We start from the raw sequence: 18193 nt of genomic DNA, 5'->3' as shown, positions 1-18193 counted from the left end.
CTTTGTAAGCTTTCGACCCTTCTTTCTTATGTTTTGCAACAAGCTTGTAAACCATCTGCCTGCTGATTTTTTGAATTCTTGCTATAGAAGTAGCACTTCTACCGCTTCTGTATTGCTGTACTACCCACTTTCTTTTTTTTCTTTCAATTTTTCCATTTAAATCACAAAAAGTGCAGAAATCTCGGCTTATTATTAAAGTGTAAACTAATAATCAAATTAAACAAATAAAAAGCATCACGCAAACATTTATATAGGTCAATGACTTCATACTTGTCAATTGTTAAGTTCTAAGGGTGAGGTGACGCAAATGGCAAAACATGAACTTCCTGCACTCGGCTATGCCTATAGTGCGCTTGAACCGTACATTGATGAACAGACCATGAAGATTCATCATACGAAACATCATCAAACCTATATTGATAAGTTAAACGCTGCATTAGCTGATCACAAAAATCTGCAAACAAAGACCGTTGAAGAACTCCTCATGGATCTTGATAAGGTTCCTGAAAGCATTCGGACAGCAGTAAGGAATCATGGTGGTGGACATGCTAATCACACGTTTTTCTGGCAGATAATGGCTCCTCATGCAGGTGGTGACCCTTCGGGAAAAGTTGCAGATGCCATTAAGAAAACGTTTGAAAGCTTTGAAAAATTTAAGGAAAGCTTCACCAATACTGGGATAGCTCGATTTGGTTCTGGCTGGGCTTGGCTTGTAGTAAACAACGGTAAATTAGAAGTGTATAGCACTGCAAATCAAGATAGTCCTTTAATGGAAGGAAAAATTCCAATTTTGGGTGTTGATGTTTGGGAACATGGCTATTATCTCCTTTACCAATGGAATAGGGCTGAATATCTTAAAAACTGGTGGCATGTCGTCAACTGGCGGCAGGTTGAAGAAAATTACAAAAAAGCTAAGCAATCTTCTTAGAACTGAGAAAAATTAACAGGATTTATTCCCATCGTTACTGGTATCTCTCTCAACTGGTATTGTGCAAGTCGGTATGGAATCATTTCTCTATTTTTTGCAGAAACAAAACTGCTAACTGCACGATAAAATAATTGATCAACATTATCTCCAGATTGTTCTGGAAAAAAATCAGCAAGTTGAGCAAAACCTAATTCAATTCTACTTTTAGCTTCCATGTTCATTGTACCATTTCTTACATGGTCACGACGTTTCCAATCGTATGCTCTTTTACTGCTTTCCCCTAACATTCGAGAAAATTCTTTATGTTGTCTTAATGCTGACCAAACTCTAAAATTTCCAAATTGTATCTCTAATGATTTTAAAACTTCACCTGAATATTGTGGTAGGTCACGTTCCTGATCCCAATAAATATCAATAGGCCTATCACCAACAAATTCCCATAAAATATGGGTAGCATCTCTATCAACATGGTCTCCCCCAGTAATTGAATGTCTTAAACATAAACATTTAGCAAGTTCTACTACTCCAGGATTTGTATAATTCAAAGTATGATATGTTGGAGTTCTCATGACACCCAAAATCTTATCAAAAACCTTAATTAATCCTTCATCGGTTGCTCCTTCTGAATATTTTATAACGACTCTTGGAACTTCTCTTTTAACATAATAATCAGCAAGAACACCAACAAGTGCCTCCTCAAGAGGAACACTTCCGTCTGATTCAGAAGTCCAATCTCTTCGAACTTGCTCAGTCTTTCTCCTAATTTTTTCTTTCCATTCTTTTCTTGCTTCATCTTCCAGAGACATAATTATTCAAATGGCTATTTCTTTAAAAACGTTTGTCCTTGTATACTCTAACCGCTATATTAAAGAACATAATCCTTAATATAATAGTTTCTATCACCTTCTCTCAGCATGGCAACCCTCAAAACAAATGATAAAGCTCTCGAGATTCCTGACGGAAGTCCTATTAAAGATGCTGCCGAAGAGCTAGGAGTTCCGTTTGCTTGTTCATCGGGCATGTGTGCTATCTGCCGGGTTGAGATTGAGGAAGGTGTGGATAATTTAGAACCATTAAATGAGAATGAAGAAGCCCTGGGAATGGATGAGCACAACCGATTGGCATGCCAGTGTAAAATTAAAAGTGGTATGGTAAAAATCAAGTTCTAAAAGGAGAAAAAGGAAAGAAAAAAAATTAGAAAGAAAAAATTTACTCCTTATGCTTGTTTCTCAACAGCCCATGCTCCTGGTCCGGTTAAAAACAAACTGACAAGACCAGCAACCGCCAAGAGATGGAATGCTAAACTCACTGCTGCCATAGGGTCGGTAGCAAAACTAGGTATAACGACCATGACAGTGGCGACCAGCATGATAACAACCAGTGGCCATACAGCATACTTCACCTTCCAACCAACAAGGACAGCAGCACCAAAGATAATTTCAGAGAGAATAAGCACCCATGCAAAAAATCCTCCTGCAGCGCCAAAACCAAGATTGGTAAGCAAATCAACAGCCATACTCGGATTGCTGAGTTTAAACAATCCAGGCACTAAAAATAACAGCCCGACAAAAACGCGGAGAACCGTTGGTCCATAGTTTTTATAGTTTTCCATAGAATCACCTCATGTTTTACGCATAAGGCAGTGCCCCCGTTGCCTATTGGTTTATCATGACAAGGCAATAGACTTTATAAACCTATCGCTGATGGAATTAACAAAGAGCAAGATTTAAAAAGAAAAGGAAAAATCGGCGTGGTAGATCAGGGAGTTACCGGAATGAAAAAAGGAAATGATAACGTGCAACAGACACTTGCAGCAGATGCACTTTTACTCCATGAAAAGTATCACGGAAAATTATGCGTGCAAGGCAAAGTACCTCTGAAAACAAGGTATGATCTCAGTTTAGCCTACACCCCCGGAGTTGCGGAGGTATGTCGGCTTATTGCAGAACATCCTGAAGCAGCATTTTCTCATTCGCTGAAAGCAAATAGTGTTGCTGTGGTTTCAGATGGATCCTCAGTGCTTGGCCTTGGCAATATTGGTCCGTTAGCGTCTATTCCAGTTATGGAAGGAAAAGCATTACTCTTCAAGGAATTTGCCAATATTGATGCATTTCCGATTTGTGTTGATACACGATTTTGTTCTGTTGTCGATATGGTAAAGGCCATTGCGCCTGTCTTTGGAGGCATTAATTTGGAAGACATCAAAGCACCAGAATGTTTTCTTGTTGAACAAGCACTCCAGGATCTTGGTATTCCTGTCATGCATGATGATCAGCATGGAACAGCTGTTGTTGTTCTTGCAGCTTTGTTGAACGCGGCAAAAGTGGTTAAAAAGGATATCAGCCAACTCAAGGTAGTCATCAATGGAGCTGGTGCAGCAGGAAGTGCGGTAGCAAAATTACTCCGGTGTGTTGGCCATCCAGATCGGAAGGTTTGTATACCCGTGAAAGAAGTCATGGTGTGTGATTCTAAAGGAATTATTAGTCCTTCTCGCAGTGATCTCAATGTATTCAAACAAGAGTTATTAGTCTACACAAACCCATTCAAGAAGGAAGGGACATTACCTGATGCGCTCTTAGGAGCAGATGTCTTTATTGGCGTCTCGCGAGGAAACCTGTTGAAAAAAGAAGATATTAAGGGAATGCAAAAACAATCAATTATTTTTGCCATGGCAAATCCTATTCCTGAAATTATGCCTGATGAGGCGTATGCAGGTGGTGCTGCTGTTGTTGGTACTGGAAGATCAGATCTACCGAACCAAATAAACAATGTCTTAGGGTTTCCTGGCATCTTTCGAGGAGCATTGGATACAAAGGCAACGAAGATAACTGAGACCATGAAGATCGCCGCAGCACATGCACTGGCAACAGCCGTAACCAAGCCAACAAAAGATAATGTTCTTCCTAATCCATTGGACAAGTCAGTTGTGCCTCGGGTAGCTAAGGCAGTTGCCGACGCCGCACGAAAAGAAGGATGTATACGACAGAAATAAGAACCGCAATAAGAAGTCATCTTTCTTTTTGGAGCACGCTAACAATGCCTTTGTTCGCATCAACTTCTATAAAATCATCATCCTTAAGAACCTGCGTTGCAATTTTTGTTCCTATAATACACGGTTTTTTTAATTCTCTGCTCACAATAGCTGCATGACAAGTTATCCCGCCTTCATCAGTCACAATAGCGGATGCACGTTGCATTAAAGGTACAAAGTCAGGGGTTGTCATCGAAGTAACTAAAATTGCTTTATCTTTCATTTTTTTGAATTCAAGAACTCCTCTAATAATCCTTACTTCTCCTGTTGCAATTCCCGACGAGGCAATTTGACCGGTTATCATCATTTCTTCCTGATGTTGGTAATTTTCAACAAGGAATGGTTGGTCGTACGATAAGGTCATTACTCCTTTTGCAAATAAGAGTTGCCACGTTTCTGTGAGTCTTCTCTGGACTTCATCTTTTGGGAATTGCTGTTTGTTTTTTAAAGTCGAAAGTATCTCTTCATAGGTAAGAAAGACAAATTCCTGTAGGGTCAAACCAATCTTTTCAGCCAATAATTCAAATAACTGCTTTGCATGATATCCTGCTTTGGTATACACGTCAAGTCTATAGGTTCTAAAATATGCCAGACTCTGGGCTAATTCAATAATCTCAATTTCCTTTTTTGACAAGGTAAGACTTTTGTATGTTGCTTTAAGGATTTTACGCTGAACACCAGCTTTGCTTCTTAGGTAATTTAGATCCTTGATAACACGCTGAGCGTCTAATGTTTCAATTCTTTGAATGATTAACTTTTTATCCCACGGATCTCCAACAAACTTGGTAAAAGAAAACCAACCAAATGCATGAAGGTGTCTATCGATCATTTTTTCTATTGCTTTATCAACGGTTTTACTATTTTTATGATAAGCCAATCCTATCTCATAGAGACTTATCAACTCTTTAGTCCCTTCAGTGGGAATGGGTGAAGCAGTTAAGAGAGAAAAATAATGATTGTTATTTCGACGACTATGTTGTTTGATAATAGCCTTGACTTTTTTTTCAACGTGACTTTCAATCAGAATCGGAAAATACATTGATGGCCCAAATACTAAGCAGAGGTCACTAAATTTCTCAAATACAACCATTGGATCATGAATAATAGATTTAGCAATTTTTGCTGAATACGACAGAAGTTCATTTCCTTTTTTAAAAAGTTTATCCAGCACTATTTTGAGATATTGAAATTCTGTTTCGTTGAGGATTTTTTCAGTACAATCCTGAAAACGGTTTACTTCACTCTCTAAATAATAATTTACATAATCCACAATAAGATAATGATCAAGACCGCAATCCAAGCCAAGCGCTTCATTGAAATATTTGGTCTGAATACCATTGTAAAAATAAGAACTAATCAAAATACTTTGGCCTCGTCGCTCAACAACCTTTATCCATTTGCCTCGAACATGCATCACCTGAAGAAGGAACTTCTGTGTATATAAATATTCGTCAAGTGCTCTTACTGTTTCTCGAATGTGATCACCGGAACAGTCATGTCTTTGATATCTTTTATGACTGAGACTTCGCTATACTTTATGATGAGAGCGAAAAAATACGAGCGGAGTGCATTCAAAAAAAGGAGATAATCCTTTTTGTCTTGACTCAACACCTCAATCACTAGTTCACGATTGCCAATCAAAGCAGAAAATGAGCGCACATGGGGGTCAGCAAGAAGGTAAGCATACAATGCCTCTCCCTGAGAGGAATTAATTTCAAGCACAAGAACTGATAAATGATATCCCAACGTATTATAATTAACAACAAGGTCATACTTCACCAAAGATTTTTCTTGAAGCTTCTGCAACCGAGAGGTAATGGTATCAACACTCATACCTGTTTTCTTTGCAATATCAAGAATATGCTGTCGTGCATCATTCTCTAATGCTTTTAAAATGCTATAATCACTTTCATCTATGGTGATAATAGGTGATGAAGGGATTATTTTAGGTGGTAAATCATTCTTAAGCAAGGGATCATATTCCTTGTAGGTTTTTGAGAGAATCATCACCTGATATTCCTGCACGTTTTTTTCTTTCAGGACATTTTCAAGTAATCTGTCCACTGACCGAACAGAATCTGCGAGAATTTCCAGCCAAAAATCCCACTGACCAGTACATTGAGCACAAAAGATTATTTCAGGAATCTGCTGAACTACCTGCAAAAACTTCTGCTCCTCCTCAGGTGTCAAAACATGTAAACGCAAAAAAAGTGTATACTTGTCATAGCCCAATATTTTGTAGTTGACATCTAAAAAAAATTTACTGATAACCTCGGTCTTAACTAATTTATTAATACGATAGAGTACTGCATCCTTTGAGAGAGAAACTTCACCACCTATTTTTGCTAATGGTGTTCGTGAATTCAGATGAAGAATGCTCAGGATCTTTTTGTCTTTTTCATCAGGTATATTACTTTTTTTCATGTTTTTAAGAAAAAAGTTGTGTTCTTATATAAATATTACTATTTTTTATTAAGAATAGAGCGAAAAGATTAAATATTACCCTTATTCAGTAATCACTAAGAAGTAATGATAACGTCAAGGTGGTGATATACATGGCAATTACTAATGGTATGGAACGTCAACCGTCTTTAACAAGTATTGTATTGGCAGGAACTGCAGGAATTACAAGTCTTGCATTGGCAGGAGTTCTAGCACTTGGAGGAGTTGGTTGTGCCCAAAAATCAACTGAAAATACCCCAACAGGGAATTCTTCTGTACAAACGCAACCACAATACCCAATAAGACAGATCTCAGGAAAAATTGTTGGAATTGATGAAGATTCTTTTGCTATTAGAAATCATTATTACGGTGCAAATTTTGAATTTGAACATCTAAGAATTGAAACATCCGACGGAAAAATACACAAACTTATCTTTCCAGGTCCATCAAATTATCAAACTGGAGATTCAGTTGATTTACAATATAGAGAACAAGAAAGGGTGCCTTATGTTGATTTAATTAAGGAGAGTACTGGTTTTGAGCATCCTGAATCTTTTTTGTGTCAAAATGGTTTTTTTGAGGTTGATGGCCTAATACAAAGATAAGATGCCTGCCCTATTCTACGGCATCCTTTGAGAGAGAAACTTCACCACCTATTTTTGCTAATGGTGTTCGTGAATTCAGATGAAGAATGCTCAGGATCTTTTTGTCTTTTTCATCAGGTATATTACTTTTTTTCATTTTTTTAAGAAAAAAGTGGTAATTTTATATAAATATTACTATTTTTTATTGGAAATAGGGCGAAAAGATTAAATATAACCCCCTAGTTAGTAATCACTTAAGAGTAATTATGAAATTAATGTGGGTGATATAAATGACAGCAACATATGACACTATTGAACAACGATTGGAGGAGTTATTTGGCAGCAGAGATGCTGGAGAGCAGCAAGAGATACGCCAGAGATTAGCACAAGCACGGCGTTTGCCACGAGAAACCCCTCTAACACCAGATAGTAGATTACCGACAGATAAACGATTGTATCCTACAACGATAAACGCCGAAAGAGCGGAACAGGGGATGCAGGGATTAGAGGTTAGGTTAATTACCGATATATTTTCAGAGTTATTGCCCCAGGCATACTGGTTTGCAGCGCAGTACTTTCCAACGAATGAGATAGATCCACAAACCACGTGGGCTGACTTTTTGGAATCAAGTTGGAAAACTCCTGTGGTGACAGCACCTTCAGGAAGCCAAGAATTCATTAAATATGTCTGTGCAGCTGTTATTGATAAAGAAGGCAACTATGGCCAAAAAGGAGCAGTGATTGGCGCCGCCGATGGTACATTCTTGGCAAATCATGATACCAATACGCTTTACTTGTCGCACATTGCCGTGCTCGAGTCTGCACGAAAACAGGGCATTGCAAGTGCTTTGGAGAACGCCATGCTTTCTGCCTGCAACACGCTAGCAATGGATGCTGAGAAACTGCTTGGAACAACCTATACACTAACTCCAAATGGCATGAAAGTCCAATCCATGTGCGGTGAAATTGAATTTGCGAACTTGGCTAGTGAAGATGGTGTTCACGCAACCGTTGGCAGGCACATTTTCCATGGTAAAAACGGCTTATCGGCCTGCGGCATACGAAAGAGAGATGGTGGAGTCAGATATGTGCAAAGTGATACAACCTTTGGTGACAAAGCATACAACGCAGAAGAATGGACTCCTGTCCCCTTATACTTTGCACTACGATGGATAGGCAATGAACAAACGCAGACTGTTCAAGGAAGAACCGTCAAAGCATTGCTTGATTTAATGTACGACGGATTTATTGCAGCAGATATGACACCTGAAGGCGTTGAAGCTGATAGGAACTATGCAAAAAAAAATGTAGGAGCACGAGTAACAATGTACCAATTTCCAACAACGCCTGAACAAGCAGTTGCTTTTGTCCAACAGCAAGGAGAAACCTACGGCATTTTGTCTGGAGTTTACCGAGAACAAAACTTTGCAAAAGACAAAGCTGATTATAAACCAACAATTAGCCCAGGAGATATCCCACTTATTTTAGGGGGAAGATAAAAACGAACAGTGCATTCGTATTCCACTTACGCTGCCCTTTTTGATGTGGCAATTTCTCTTTGGGCATGGTATTTTTTTATAAGCCCCTTGTTGAGATTACCGAGAATAACAGCTATCCGGACAATTGCTTCTCGTTCCTCAGGAGATGAAAGCCGTTTTCTTTTTTCACGAAGGAAGGCTGCATATTTCTTTATTTGATCTTTGCAATAGTTAAGGTCGTCTTCTTCTAAAAGCTGGGATCCGTATAACTCTTCATTATACGTTGATTCAACAAACACCTCAATTTGTCTCCAAGTACTAGAACGATGGGTAACCCATTCAAGGTTGAATTCCTGCGATAATCGGTAAAAGTTGTCATCATCGGTACCCAGTTCAAGCGGCTTTTCGAGGAGGTGGAGAAGTGCAAAGACTGGTCTCATGCGTTCCCGGTATTCATCCCCAGAAATGAGCTCTTTGCCTACTTCAAGAAGGAGGGATTCTTCTTCGGTTTCAACAACTGCTTTGTATTCTTTAAGGAAGTCTTCATCAGTCGTACCATTCCAACTCCAACTCCCTATTCGCATTGAGGTAAATCCACGCTCTTTTATGCGCAAGAGAATCATATCCTCAAGAGACTTTTCCAGTGGGACAGGAATAAAGGCCGCCTCACCAAAATTGTGACCTTGTGCATCCTCGCTTCTCGCCAGTATTTCGCTTCCTTTTGGAAGTCTTAATTCGCCGACAACATAGGTGTCAGCAGGATTCAGGTTAACAATACGCTTCATCATGAGGTTGACGGGGACAAGAACAGCTATTTTAGCATTTTTCCAGGCATCACCAGCGTCATGACCAGTAACCTTACCATTCAAACAAAAATGGATAGATTCTCGAGGATACTTGACGTCTCTTTTGGACTTGGGTAATTGGATAGTAAACTGGCCAGTTGGTTTTATCATGCCGTTTTCAGGGAAATAGTTGGTTACATGCACAGCTATGAGCTGCTCTGGACGCCATTGCAATCGCAATCTGCGGAGCTCAGCCAATTTCTTTCTGAAAAAAATAATTTTATTCTGTTCTCTTTTTGCCTGCTGACCTGCAAGCTGCCGGAGTTCTTCAAGATCCTGTTGATTGAACAGCTGCTCTACTTCTCTGTTCTCAGCAGCAATTCTCGCTGCTTCATGCACCATGGCTTCCAGAAGGTCGGATGCTGCTTCAAGCGGATGAATTCTTGCGAATGGCTTAAAATGTTCCTCAAACGCTTTAATGCAGGCAACAAGTTCTCTTTTTCTCGCTTCCTCTAAAACAGCGTACCGAAAATAGAATTTTTGCCCATGAAGCCTTACCTCTATTTCCCGTAGTTGGCTCAAAAATAGCCTTGTTGCTGTTCCCTGTTCAATTACTTTCCGGGTGTAGATCAGAAACAATGCTGGAACGCGCTGGACAGCATCTTTATGCTTATAGACAACTTGCTCAAGGAGCATCCTCTCTTCGTTTGAGGTAACACAATGTCGGATAATGGGAATGTTCAATACCCGAGATAGTGTCTTCTCTTCATTTCCTCCATGAAAATCCGCCACTAGATATTTCTTTTGTAGTTCCAGGGAAGTGCCTAACGTTTGTAACTCTTCTTCTGTTTCTTTGAAGATCTGCTCTTTATCTGACATTCTCTGCTTGCGTCTAACAACCCACGAAAAAAACCCACTTGGTGCAATATCAAGCAGGAGATTTGCCTTTCTGACCACCAGCCGGCTCTTTGCACATGATTGTTCCTGCATTCTCCTGAGAATTCTACTGACTTTCTGGATTCTCTGACATGCGATTGCAATTCCTGAAACGCTTGTTGCTGATGTCATTGGTTTATGTTCACCTTCTCGAAGTATCGTAAAATATAAATCTTGCGGTCATTGATTGAGTAATATCGGAAAGCTTCCTAAAAACATCGAAACCTTTATTAATAAGCACAGGATTAGTAGATAGATGGCAAAAAAGCGAAAGCATCTGAGGAAAACTGATCTAGCAGTCATAGCTTGTTTACGTGAGAACGGAAGAATGCCTCTGACGGTCATGCATAAGAGAACCCATATTCCGATTTCTACCTTGCATGACACCATCAAACGATTAGAGAAAAGAGGAATGGTACGGCATGTAAGTCTCCTTAACTTCCCGAATATCAATCATCCCTTTATCGTTCATTATCTTCTTTCTGCAAAGGAAAACCTCAAACGCTATTTGCTCTTCAATCCAAGCGTTAATACCATCTCTGTCATTAATAAAGGAACACATTTCTATGTTGAGTGCGCCTTCAGATCTATCAGAGATAAGACAAAATTCAGAAATAAGGTAACCTCTTATAAACTTAAAAAAGTTCAGGAGATTCCTGTTGCTGAAATTATTAAGCGAGAAGGATTTCGCATCAAAAAAAATGATAAGAAAACAGACCATAGATGGGAGAAAAAATAAATTTTCTATCAGCTAAGGATGTTAACCTTTTTTTGGATGAACTTATTCTTTGGTAATCCACTCGTATCCTTTTTCTTCTAAATGATCAACAAGGCTACCATCACCTTCCATAGCTACCTTACCATCAACCATAATCAAGAGTTTGTCTGGTTTAATATATTCCAGGATTCTTTTGTAATGCGTAATGATTAAAATACATTTCTCTGGAGACATGAAGGTATTAACACCCTGTGCAACAATTCGTAATGAATCAATGTCAAGGCCTGAATCAGTCTCGTCAAGAATGGCTAAGCTCGGATCGAGAACAGCAAGTTGTAATATCTCAGCTTTTTTCTTTTCTCCACCAGAGAAGCCTTCATTGACATACCTGCTGACAAACGATTCGGTTACTTTCAATGCGTTCATTTTTTCTCGCAAGAGTTGCTGAAATGCAGCTATGGTAATAGGATTCTCTTTTGGTCGACGCGCGTTCAATGCCGTACGCAGGAGATTGGTTAAGGTTACTCCTGGGATTTCTTTTGGATACTGAAAGCACAAAAACAAACCACGTTTAGCGCGTTCATCTGGTGAAAGCTGTGTGATATCCTCACCATTGAAAACAATGGATCCTTGCGTAACCGAGTACTGAGGATGACCCATCAAGGTATTGACCAGCGTACTTTTGCCTGCTCCATTAGGGCCCATCAGTGCATGGATCTTTCCCTTCTCAAGAGACAAATGGAGTCCTTTAATAATCTCTTTTCCTTCAACAGACACATGTAAATTATCTATGCTTAATAATGTCATTGTGTTCACCTTATTTCTTCGTAACCTCAGAAACAGTAGAGGAATGAGGAAGACACAACCGAACAGCTTCAAGAGGCAATAATGCACATTTGAGCCTTACCGGTCCAACAGGGATGTGTAACATATCAAGCACTTCTTCTTTAGTTAAGCTGCCGAGGCTTGAAACTGGTTGACCTTTGAGACGTTCAGTTATCAAAGAAGCAGAAGCTATGCTGATTGTACATCCATGACCATGGAACTTAACCTCCTCGATGACATCATCCTTTATCAAAAGTTGCATCGTGATATCATCACCACAAAGCGGATTGGTAGACCTGTGTTCACCGGTTGGATTCGGAAGTCTACCAAAATTTGACGGGTGCTTATACAATGCTAAGATATGTTCCTTGTACATTGCTTCAGTAAATGTATCATCCATGGGATATACCTTCTTTTTCATAACCGTGTTTACTTTTGAAATAATGCTTGTACTTTTTGTAATCCAACGACAAAGGCGTCAATATCCTCTTTTGTTGTATAGACATAAAAGCTAGCCCTGGCAGTTCCATGAACACCAAGAACATCCATCAGTGGCATGGCACAGTGATGACCTCCTCGTATACAGACGCCCTCGTTTCCAAGAATAGCTGCAATATCATGAGGATGAATCCCTTGAAGAGTAAAGGAAAGAATGCCTACACTTTTCCCATGACCTGGATTATAAACCCTGATGCCAGGAACTTTCTTTACGGTGTCAAGTGTATAACGTAAAAGTTCCTCTTCCCAGTGTTTGACATTTGGCATACCTATTCGTGAAAGATATTGAACAGCTGCTGCCAGACCTAAAGCACCAGCAATATGTTGCGTTCCTGCCTCAAACTTCATGGGAAGTTCATTCCATTCTGCAGTTTGGAATGTTACGCTCCGAATCATATCACCACCCGTCTGAAAAGGAGGCATTTTTTCGAGTAATGCACGTTTACCATAGAGTACACCAATTCCTGTTGGGCCGCACATTTTATGTCCAGAGAAGGCTAAAAAGTCAACATCAAGCAACTTCACATTGAGAGGCATCGAAGGGACTGCTTGCGCAGCATCAACAACCGTATATGCACCTACTGCTTTACTTAAGGTAACCAGACGATGAACATCAATGATGGTTCCAAGAGCATTGGAAACAAAAGGAAAGGCAACAATGGCAGTCTTTTTGGTAATCTTCTGCTTCGCATCATCATAGTCTAGTAAAAAATTCTTAGTCATACGAATAAACTTGAGGACCATACGCTGACGCTTTGCCAGCTGTTGCCACGGAACGAGGTTTGCATGATGCTCCATCTGGGTAAGCACAATCTCATTTCTTTTTCCGACAAGGTCCTGTAAGGTATAGGCAAGACAATTCAATGATTCTGTTGTATTTTTGGTGAAGATAACTTCTTCGGGCTGTGCATTGATAAAAGAGGCAATTGTTTTCCGTGCCTGATCATAGTGGAGGGTAGCATCTTCGCTGAGCGGATATAAACCACGATGAATATTTGCATTGAGATACTCATAATAATGCGTGAGAGTGTTTATAACTACCGAAGGCTTTTGGGTGGTTGCCGCATTATCAAGATAGATTAATGATTTTCCCTGTATCTTGTTTTGTAAGAGTGGAAAATCCTTTTTTACTTTTCGGGCGTCGTTATTGGTAAAGACCATAGTTCATTTGCTGTTGGGATGTTGAGATAATGCTTGGAGCAAGAGCTGCGTAATACGTTGCTGCATATGTTGCTCTTTAATTTTTTGGAGAACGGGCATGAAATAACCCTCAACAATTTTCTGCTTTGCGGTTTCTTCATCTAAACCTCTGCTCTGCAGATAAAATAATTTTTCAGGATCAATCTGTCCGATCGTGGAACCATGACTACATTTTACTTCATTATTATGAATCTCAAGATTAGGAATAGCATCTCCTTCAGCATTATCAGTAAGCAATAGTACATCTTGTTTTTCATAACCCACTGCATGTGCTGCATGCTTTCCAATAGTGATAAGACCCCTGCTTAATCCTTTTGCATATCCATTGAGGACTCCCTTCGTGGCAATGTCAGAGCTAGTGTATTGCGCCTGATGTGCTGCGAAAGTTGCAATATCATACCGTTGTTTCCCAGTACCTGCAAACAAGGCAAGCATAGTTGTCGAAGCGCCTTGCTCATCTAAGATACTTGTTGTTTCTGCCTTGGTATAACTACTTCCTAAAGAAAGTTCAGTCCAAGTAACAGACGAATCACGTTTTTGCAGTGCAATCCTCTGTTGCACATTAACAACTGCTCGTGGAAGGTTCTGCAGAGTAAATAACTCAAGGTGTGCTCCTTCGAGAACAAGAATTCTCATTTGCTCGCTCACATAGGTATGTTCGGGTGCATATGCCCCTTCTTTTGTGAGAAAGATCTTTACATGGGCATGAGGCCCGATTACCATCAAGAAGGTTGAAAGCAATGGTCCTTCTTGGACATCATACACTATCTCAATAGGATCTAGTTGCTTATATCCCGGAGGAATGGCAAGACACACAACATCATTGCAAAATGCATCATGAAAGCATTGGGTTCGTGATGTTTTTTCTGTTGACCACTCTTCATTAAAAAATGATACAAAGCGAGGATCATCATAAAATTGTGCTCCGTTATAAAAAAAAAGACCATTTTCCTTGGGACAGTTGATCTTTATCCTGTTTGCTGTAGTCTTTATCTTTGGTAAAACCCCTGAAAAATCAAATTGCTCTGGGGCAACCATTATCTGAAGGCCATAACGAAATGACGGCAATAGAGCTCTTGGTAAACGAAGAAAGGCTTGTCTTCTTTTTTTCCGTACCCATTCTGGTTCTGGTTTTTGCTTGATAAAGCTTTCAAATGCTTCATGAGGGATATCATTCATGATCTCACCGTTAGAAGGATAGTCATAGATTATCCAAGAGAACCGTCCATCTCTAATTCAATAAGCCTGTTAAGCTCAACTGCATATTCAAGAGGAAGTTCCTTCACCACCGGCTCAATAAAACCAGAGACAATCATCTTTGTTGCCGTGTCTTCATCTAATCCACGACTCATCAAGTAAAAGATCTGTTCTGGATTAATTCTTCCAACACTTGCTTCATGGGCAATATTTACCTTGCTATTTTTGATGTCCATTGAAGGATAAGTATTTGATTGACTTTTATTATCCATCATCAAGGCATCGCACTGCACATTGCTGCTTGTATGAATCGCATGTTTGGCCACACTGAGTAAACCACGATAAGAGGTAATACCCCCATCCTTGCTTATTGACTTAGACGTGATGGTTGAACTTGTTGACTTTCCGAGGTGCATGACCTTACATCCTGTGTCTTGGTTCTGTCCTTGTCCAGCAAACGCAATGCCAATAAAATCAGATTTTGAACGATCTCCAATAAGAAGGGATGCTGGATACAACATAGTAACGCCAGACCCTAGGTTTCCATTAATCCATTCAATAACACCATCTTCATAGACAACCGCACGCTTTGTATTGAGATTGTAGGTATTCCTGCTCCAGTTTTCAATGCTTGAATACCGCGCTCGTGCACCTTTGAGTACATGAATTTCAACACAACCTGCATGCAATGAGTTTTGGGTGTATTGGGGAGCACTACAACCTTCGATGTAATGGCACTCTGCTCTTTCATCAACAATAATCAAGGTATGCTCAAATTGGCCTCCCTGACGAGCATTCATACGGAAATATGCTTGGAGTGGCATCCTTACTTTAACTCCCTTTGGGACATAGATAAAGGTTCCTCCGCTCCAGACTGCTGCATGAAGTGCAGTAAACTTATGCAAGCTAATCGGTACACAGGTTGTCATAAAGTATTTCTGTACAAGATCAGGATACTGCTTTACTGCTTCGTCACAATCAAGAAAAACAACTCCTTGATCTTCTAATTCCTTCTTTAGTCGGTGATAAACTACTTCAGATTCATATTGGGCCCCAACACCTCCAAGTACTTTACGCTCAGATTCAGGAATTCCCAAACGTTCATACGTACGCTTGATATCTTCAGGAACATCATCCCAGCTATGGGCATTTCGTTGAGCATCAGAGACAAGGAAAAAATAAATTTTGGAAAGGTCTAATGCACGTAAGTCCGGGCCCCATGTAGGCAGAGAAAGTTCAAGGAATTTACGATAACCAGTAAGACGTTTTTGCAACATCCAGTCGGGTTCTTTCTTATAAGCAGATATATGACGGACAAGCTCTTCACTAATGCCTTGCTGTGGTTTATAGAGCAGCCGCTCCTCATTTGCCTGGTCATAGACTTCTCTGCGAACAGAGAACTGACTCATATCCACGTTAAAGAGAGGTGTTGCTTCAGTCATTCTATTACCATCATTCTGATTCAAAATAAAAATAATGCTAACTTAACAATTGTGAAGAGTAGCTGCTTATTCTATTTAAATGTTTCGTCAATAAAGCAAAACATTATATAGAAGGTTATATACTATAGGTCGTGAAGAAACCATGGTTAAGAGTATGCCACAGGAGATTGAGGTATGGTACATATTGCCCGCTCTGAGAAAAGAACTTGCAAAGATTTTTGTTACTGAGTACAAGCTTAGTCAAAAAGAGACTGCACAGATGCTTGGTTTAACAGAGTCTGCCATCTCCCAATACCTTAATGAAAAGCGGGCAACTGAGGTATCGTTTTCTCAGGAAGATCTTGCTAAGATCAAGGAAACAGCAAAGAAAATTGTTCGTGACAAAGAGCAGGTACTAAAATATTTGTACGATATCTCTACGAAGTTTCGTGGTTCTCAAGTAATCTGTGATATCCATCGAAAGCATGATAAAAGCCTGCCAGAAGATTGCAAGGTCTGCATGGAAATCCAGAAAAAACATAACTCGGTACGATAAGCCTTCTGAGAAATTATAGCGGTGTTAGCATACGTAAAATAGAAAGCTATTTATATAAGATGCACTACCGTAACATAAAGTTTCATTAGGCTAACTTTTTAGGTCTGTATGAATCAAATAAAAATGATATCAGTTACGCAAGAAGACTACCTCCGTGCTTTGTATCATCTCTGGGAAGAGAATTGTCGTATTCAGGAGATTAAGCAAAAGGAACACGCAATCGGAACTAAGGGCATTAAGTCTGCAGAGGTTGCTATCTATCTCCATGTTACCAAGCCTTCAGTCAGTAAAATGATGAATGAATTAGCAGTTAAGGGATATGTTCACTTTGAACGTTATGGCAGGCTACGATTTACTCCCAAAGGAAAGAAGCTTGCCGAAGAGATAACGGCAAAACATCGCATCATAGAAATTTTCCTCGTAGAGATTTTGGAAATACGAAAAGAAAAAATTCATGGCTTAGCACATAAACTTGAACATGCATTTGATGATGAATGCGTAGAACGGTTGAAGGATCTCTTGAAGCATCCAGATAAAGATCCGCATGGCAAGCCCATTCCGCCCATACGAGTAAGCTAGATGCTGAGGAGGGATACAATGACTAACTCACCCAAACGTGATAAGACTAACAAAAAACTGATTGGAATATTGGGTCTATTTTTTTTGATAGTTCTGCTTACAGGTTGTAACCAAGCATCAGATGAAAGTACTGATAAGCTCTTTGTTGTTGCTACTACGGGAATGATTGCTGACGCTGCCAAGAATGTTGGAGGAGCCTATGTTACTGTTGAAAGCCTTATGGGACCTGGGGTTGATCCACACCTCTACAAGGCAAGTGAAGGAGATGTCACAAAACTACGTGAAGCGGACATCATTCTGTATAATGGATTAAATCTTGAGGCAAGAATGGGTGATGTGCTTGTGCAAATGGCATCACAGAAAAAGACCGTTCCTGTAGCAACATCTATTCCTGAGCAAGAATTACTCGAACCTCCGGAATTCAAGGGTCATTACGATCCTCATGTTTGGTTTGATGTACAAAACTGGATGAAAGTAACCGAGAGAATACGTGATGAGTTTACTGCTCTTGATCCGGAACATGCTGAAGCATACGAAAAAAATGCTGCTGCTTATCTTGCCACGCTTGCGGATCTTGACGCATATGTCAAGGAAAAAGTACAGGAAGTCCCTGAAGATCAGCGAGTACTGATTACTGCTCACGATGCATTTAACTATTTCGGAAAAGCCTATGGCTTTGAAGTCAGGGGATTACAAGGAATCTCAACAGAAGCACAGGCAGGCACAAGGGATGTGCAAGATCTTGTTACTTTTATTGTCGATCGAAAGATCAAGGCAATTTTTGTTGAAACCTCAATTCCTGCACGAACTATCCAAGCAGTGCAAGAAGCAGTTATTGCAAAAGGATGGGATGTTCAGATTGGTGGCCGGCTTTATTCAGATGCAATGGGCGACGAAGGAACGTTTGATGGAACCTATGCTGGCATGGTAACCCATAATATTGATACCATTGTGGGAGCACTTAGCGAAATAGACTCGAGAGATCAATAATTACGATCAACAAGAGTAAAAGGAG

The 18193-nt window shown here is 39.8% G+C and carries 20 protein-coding genes; 9 read left to right on the top strand and 11 right to left on the bottom strand.

From position 1 onward, the window contains the following. Positions 1-307: 307 nt before the first annotated feature. Positions 308-928 (top strand): superoxide dismutase, encoded by a 621-nt coding sequence (locus tag HYW21_00450; protein MBI2547800.1) that lies wholly within the window; start codon positions 308-310, stop codon positions 926-928. Here HYW21_00450 and HYW21_00445 read toward each other — a convergent pair. Beyond that, positions 925-1734: a hypothetical protein gene (locus HYW21_00445; GenBank protein ID MBI2547799.1), complete on the bottom strand. Its 810-nt coding sequence runs from the start codon at positions 1732-1734 to the stop codon at positions 925-927. The two genes, HYW21_00450 and HYW21_00445, sit on opposite strands and share 4 nt — an antisense overlap. Before the next feature lie 108 nt (positions 1735-1842). On the opposite strand from HYW21_00445, the gene HYW21_00440 reads away from it, so the two are divergent. Further along, positions 1843-2097, top strand: a complete 255-nt coding sequence (locus HYW21_00440; GenBank protein MBI2547798.1) for a (2Fe-2S)-binding protein — start codon at positions 1843-1845, stop codon at positions 2095-2097. Positions 2098-2144: 47 nt separating this feature from the next. On the opposite strand, the gene HYW21_00435 is transcribed toward HYW21_00440, so the two are convergent. Beyond that, positions 2145-2540 (bottom strand): DoxX family protein, encoded by a 396-nt coding sequence (locus tag HYW21_00435; protein ID MBI2547797.1) that lies wholly within the window; start codon positions 2538-2540, stop codon positions 2145-2147. Positions 2541-2702: 162 nt separating this feature from the next. On the opposite strand from HYW21_00435, the gene HYW21_00430 reads away from it, so the two are divergent. Next, positions 2703-3920, top strand: coding sequence for an NADP-dependent malic enzyme (locus HYW21_00430; protein MBI2547796.1), 1218 nt, complete (start codon positions 2703-2705; stop codon positions 3918-3920). A gap of 16 nt (positions 3921-3936) precedes the next feature. Here HYW21_00430 and HYW21_00425 read toward each other — a convergent pair whose 3' ends face one another. Next, the gene (locus HYW21_00425; protein ID MBI2547795.1) at positions 3937-5049 is read right to left on the bottom strand and encodes a hypothetical protein; all 1113 of its coding nucleotides are present in this window, start codon (positions 5047-5049) and stop codon (positions 3937-3939) included. A 371-nt stretch (positions 5050-5420) separates the two neighbouring features. After that, positions 5421-6383 (bottom strand): Lrp/AsnC family transcriptional regulator, encoded by a 963-nt coding sequence (locus tag HYW21_00420; GenBank protein MBI2547794.1) that lies wholly within the window; start codon positions 6381-6383, stop codon positions 5421-5423. Positions 6384-6514: 131 nt separating this feature from the next. On the opposite strand from HYW21_00420, the gene HYW21_00415 reads away from it, so the two are divergent. After that, complete coding sequence (locus HYW21_00415) at positions 6515-7006, top strand: hypothetical protein (GenBank protein MBI2547793.1); 492 nt, start codon at positions 6515-6517, stop codon at positions 7004-7006. A gap of 10 nt (positions 7007-7016) precedes the next feature. On the opposite strand, the gene HYW21_00410 is transcribed toward HYW21_00415, so the two are convergent. Continuing rightward, on the bottom strand, positions 7017-7142 hold the full coding sequence (locus HYW21_00410) for an AsnC family protein (protein ID MBI2547792.1): 126 nt from the start codon (positions 7140-7142) through the stop codon (positions 7017-7019). 133 nt (positions 7143-7275) lie between these two features. On the opposite strand from HYW21_00410, the gene HYW21_00405 reads away from it, so the two are divergent. Next, positions 7276-8484 (top strand): GNAT family N-acetyltransferase, encoded by a 1209-nt coding sequence (locus HYW21_00405; GenBank protein MBI2547791.1) that lies wholly within the window; start codon positions 7276-7278, stop codon positions 8482-8484. Between the two features lie 26 nt (positions 8485-8510). Here HYW21_00405 and HYW21_00400 read toward each other — a convergent pair whose 3' ends face one another. Beyond that, positions 8511-10316: a hypothetical protein gene (locus HYW21_00400; GenBank protein ID MBI2547790.1), complete on the bottom strand. Its 1806-nt coding sequence runs from the start codon at positions 10314-10316 to the stop codon at positions 8511-8513. 124 nt (positions 10317-10440) lie between these two features. On the opposite strand from HYW21_00400, the gene HYW21_00395 reads away from it, so the two are divergent. Continuing rightward, entirely contained in the window at positions 10441-10923 is a 483-nt protein-coding gene (locus HYW21_00395; protein MBI2547789.1) for an Lrp/AsnC family transcriptional regulator, read from the top strand. Positions 10924-10965: 42 nt separating this feature from the next. On the opposite strand, the gene sufC is transcribed toward HYW21_00395, so the two are convergent. From sufC to sufB, 5 genes are read right to left on the bottom strand one after another with little or no spacing between them, the layout of a single operon-like run. After that, positions 10966-11709, bottom strand: a complete 744-nt coding sequence (gene sufC, locus HYW21_00390; protein ID MBI2547788.1) for a Fe-S cluster assembly ATPase SufC — start codon at positions 11707-11709, stop codon at positions 10966-10968. 10 nt (positions 11710-11719) lie between these two features. Beyond that, complete coding sequence (locus tag HYW21_00385) at positions 11720-12127, bottom strand: iron-sulfur cluster assembly scaffold protein (protein ID MBI2547787.1); 408 nt, start codon at positions 12125-12127, stop codon at positions 11720-11722. 29 nt (positions 12128-12156) lie between these two features. Then, a complete protein-coding gene (gene sufS, locus HYW21_00380) occupies positions 12157-13386 on the bottom strand; it encodes a SufS family cysteine desulfurase (GenBank protein MBI2547786.1) in 1230 nt (409 codons plus the stop codon). A 3-nt stretch (positions 13387-13389) separates the two neighbouring features. Next, entirely contained in the window at positions 13390-14604 is a 1215-nt protein-coding gene (sufD, locus tag HYW21_00375) for a Fe-S cluster assembly protein SufD (GenBank protein ID MBI2547785.1), read from the bottom strand. Between the two features lie 29 nt (positions 14605-14633). Then, a complete protein-coding gene (sufB, locus tag HYW21_00370) occupies positions 14634-16064 on the bottom strand; it encodes a Fe-S cluster assembly protein SufB (GenBank protein ID MBI2547784.1) in 1431 nt (476 codons plus the stop codon). 142 nt (positions 16065-16206) lie between these two features. Here sufB and HYW21_00365 point away from each other — a divergent pair, with 142 nt between their 5' ends. From HYW21_00365 to HYW21_00355, 3 genes are all read left to right on the top strand, one after another. Beyond that, complete coding sequence (locus HYW21_00365; protein MBI2547783.1) at positions 16207-16599, top strand: helix-turn-helix domain-containing protein; 393 nt, start codon at positions 16207-16209, stop codon at positions 16597-16599. A gap of 108 nt (positions 16600-16707) precedes the next feature. Continuing rightward, on the top strand, positions 16708-17178 hold the full coding sequence (locus tag HYW21_00360) for a metal-dependent transcriptional regulator (GenBank protein ID MBI2547782.1): 471 nt from the start codon (positions 16708-16710) through the stop codon (positions 17176-17178). 18 nt (positions 17179-17196) lie between these two features. After that, positions 17197-18168, top strand: a complete 972-nt coding sequence (locus HYW21_00355; GenBank protein ID MBI2547781.1) for a zinc ABC transporter substrate-binding protein — start codon at positions 17197-17199, stop codon at positions 18166-18168. Positions 18169-18193: the final 25 nt, after the last annotated feature.

The organism is Candidatus Woesearchaeota archaeon (assembly GCA_016187565.1).
GTDB lineage: Archaea > Nanobdellota > Nanobdellia > Woesearchaeales > JACPJR01 > JACPJR01.
This window is presented reverse-complemented; position numbering and strand designations above follow the sequence as displayed.

Bases quoted from the DNA above. Each gene is read 5' to 3' on its own strand.
- HYW21_00355 (MBI2547781.1), top strand. From the start codon at position 17,197: ATGACTAACTCACCCAAACGTGATAAGACTAACAAAAAACTGATTGGA.
- HYW21_00440 (MBI2547798.1), top strand. From the start codon at position 1,843: ATGGCAACCCTCAAAACAAATGATAAAGCTCTCGAGATTCCTGACGGA.
- HYW21_00430 (MBI2547796.1), top strand. From the start codon at position 2,703: ATGAAAAAAGGAAATGATAACGTGCAACAGACACTTGCAGCAGATGCA.
- sufB (MBI2547784.1), bottom strand. From the start codon at position 16,064: ATGACTGAAGCAACACCTCTCTTTAACGTGGATATGAGTCAGTTCTCT.
- sufC (MBI2547788.1), bottom strand. From the start codon at position 11,709: ATGACATTATTAAGCATAGATAATTTACATGTGTCTGTTGAAGGAAAA.
- HYW21_00395 (MBI2547789.1), top strand. From the start codon at position 10,441: ATGGCAAAAAAGCGAAAGCATCTGAGGAAAACTGATCTAGCAGTCATA.
- HYW21_00400 (MBI2547790.1), bottom strand. From the start codon at position 10,316: ATGACATCAGCAACAAGCGTTTCAGGAATTGCAATCGCATGTCAGAGA.
- HYW21_00420 (MBI2547794.1), bottom strand. From the start codon at position 6,383: ATGAAAAAAAGTAATATACCTGATGAAAAAGACAAAAAGATCCTGAGC.
- HYW21_00425 (MBI2547795.1), bottom strand. From the start codon at position 5,049: ATGGTTGTATTTGAGAAATTTAGTGACCTCTGCTTAGTATTTGGGCCA.
- sufS (MBI2547786.1), bottom strand. From the start codon at position 13,386: ATGGTCTTTACCAATAACGACGCCCGAAAAGTAAAAAAGGATTTTCCA.
- HYW21_00410 (MBI2547792.1), bottom strand. From the start codon at position 7,142: ATGAAAAAAAGTAATATACCTGATGAAAAAGACAAAAAGATCCTGAGC.
- sufD (MBI2547785.1), bottom strand. From the start codon at position 14,604: ATGAATGATATCCCTCATGAAGCATTTGAAAGCTTTATCAAGCAAAAA.
- HYW21_00385 (MBI2547787.1), bottom strand. From the start codon at position 12,127: ATGGATGATACATTTACTGAAGCAATGTACAAGGAACATATCTTAGCA.
- HYW21_00360 (MBI2547782.1), top strand. From the start codon at position 16,708: ATGAATCAAATAAAAATGATATCAGTTACGCAAGAAGACTACCTCCGT.
- HYW21_00415 (MBI2547793.1), top strand. From the start codon at position 6,515: ATGGCAATTACTAATGGTATGGAACGTCAACCGTCTTTAACAAGTATT.
- HYW21_00450 (MBI2547800.1), top strand. From the start codon at position 308: ATGGCAAAACATGAACTTCCTGCACTCGGCTATGCCTATAGTGCGCTT.
- HYW21_00365 (MBI2547783.1), top strand. From the start codon at position 16,207: ATGGTTAAGAGTATGCCACAGGAGATTGAGGTATGGTACATATTGCCC.
- HYW21_00445 (MBI2547799.1), bottom strand. From the start codon at position 1,734: ATGTCTCTGGAAGATGAAGCAAGAAAAGAATGGAAAGAAAAAATTAGG.
- HYW21_00405 (MBI2547791.1), top strand. From the start codon at position 7,276: ATGACAGCAACATATGACACTATTGAACAACGATTGGAGGAGTTATTT.
- HYW21_00435 (MBI2547797.1), bottom strand. From the start codon at position 2,540: ATGGAAAACTATAAAAACTATGGACCAACGGTTCTCCGCGTTTTTGTC.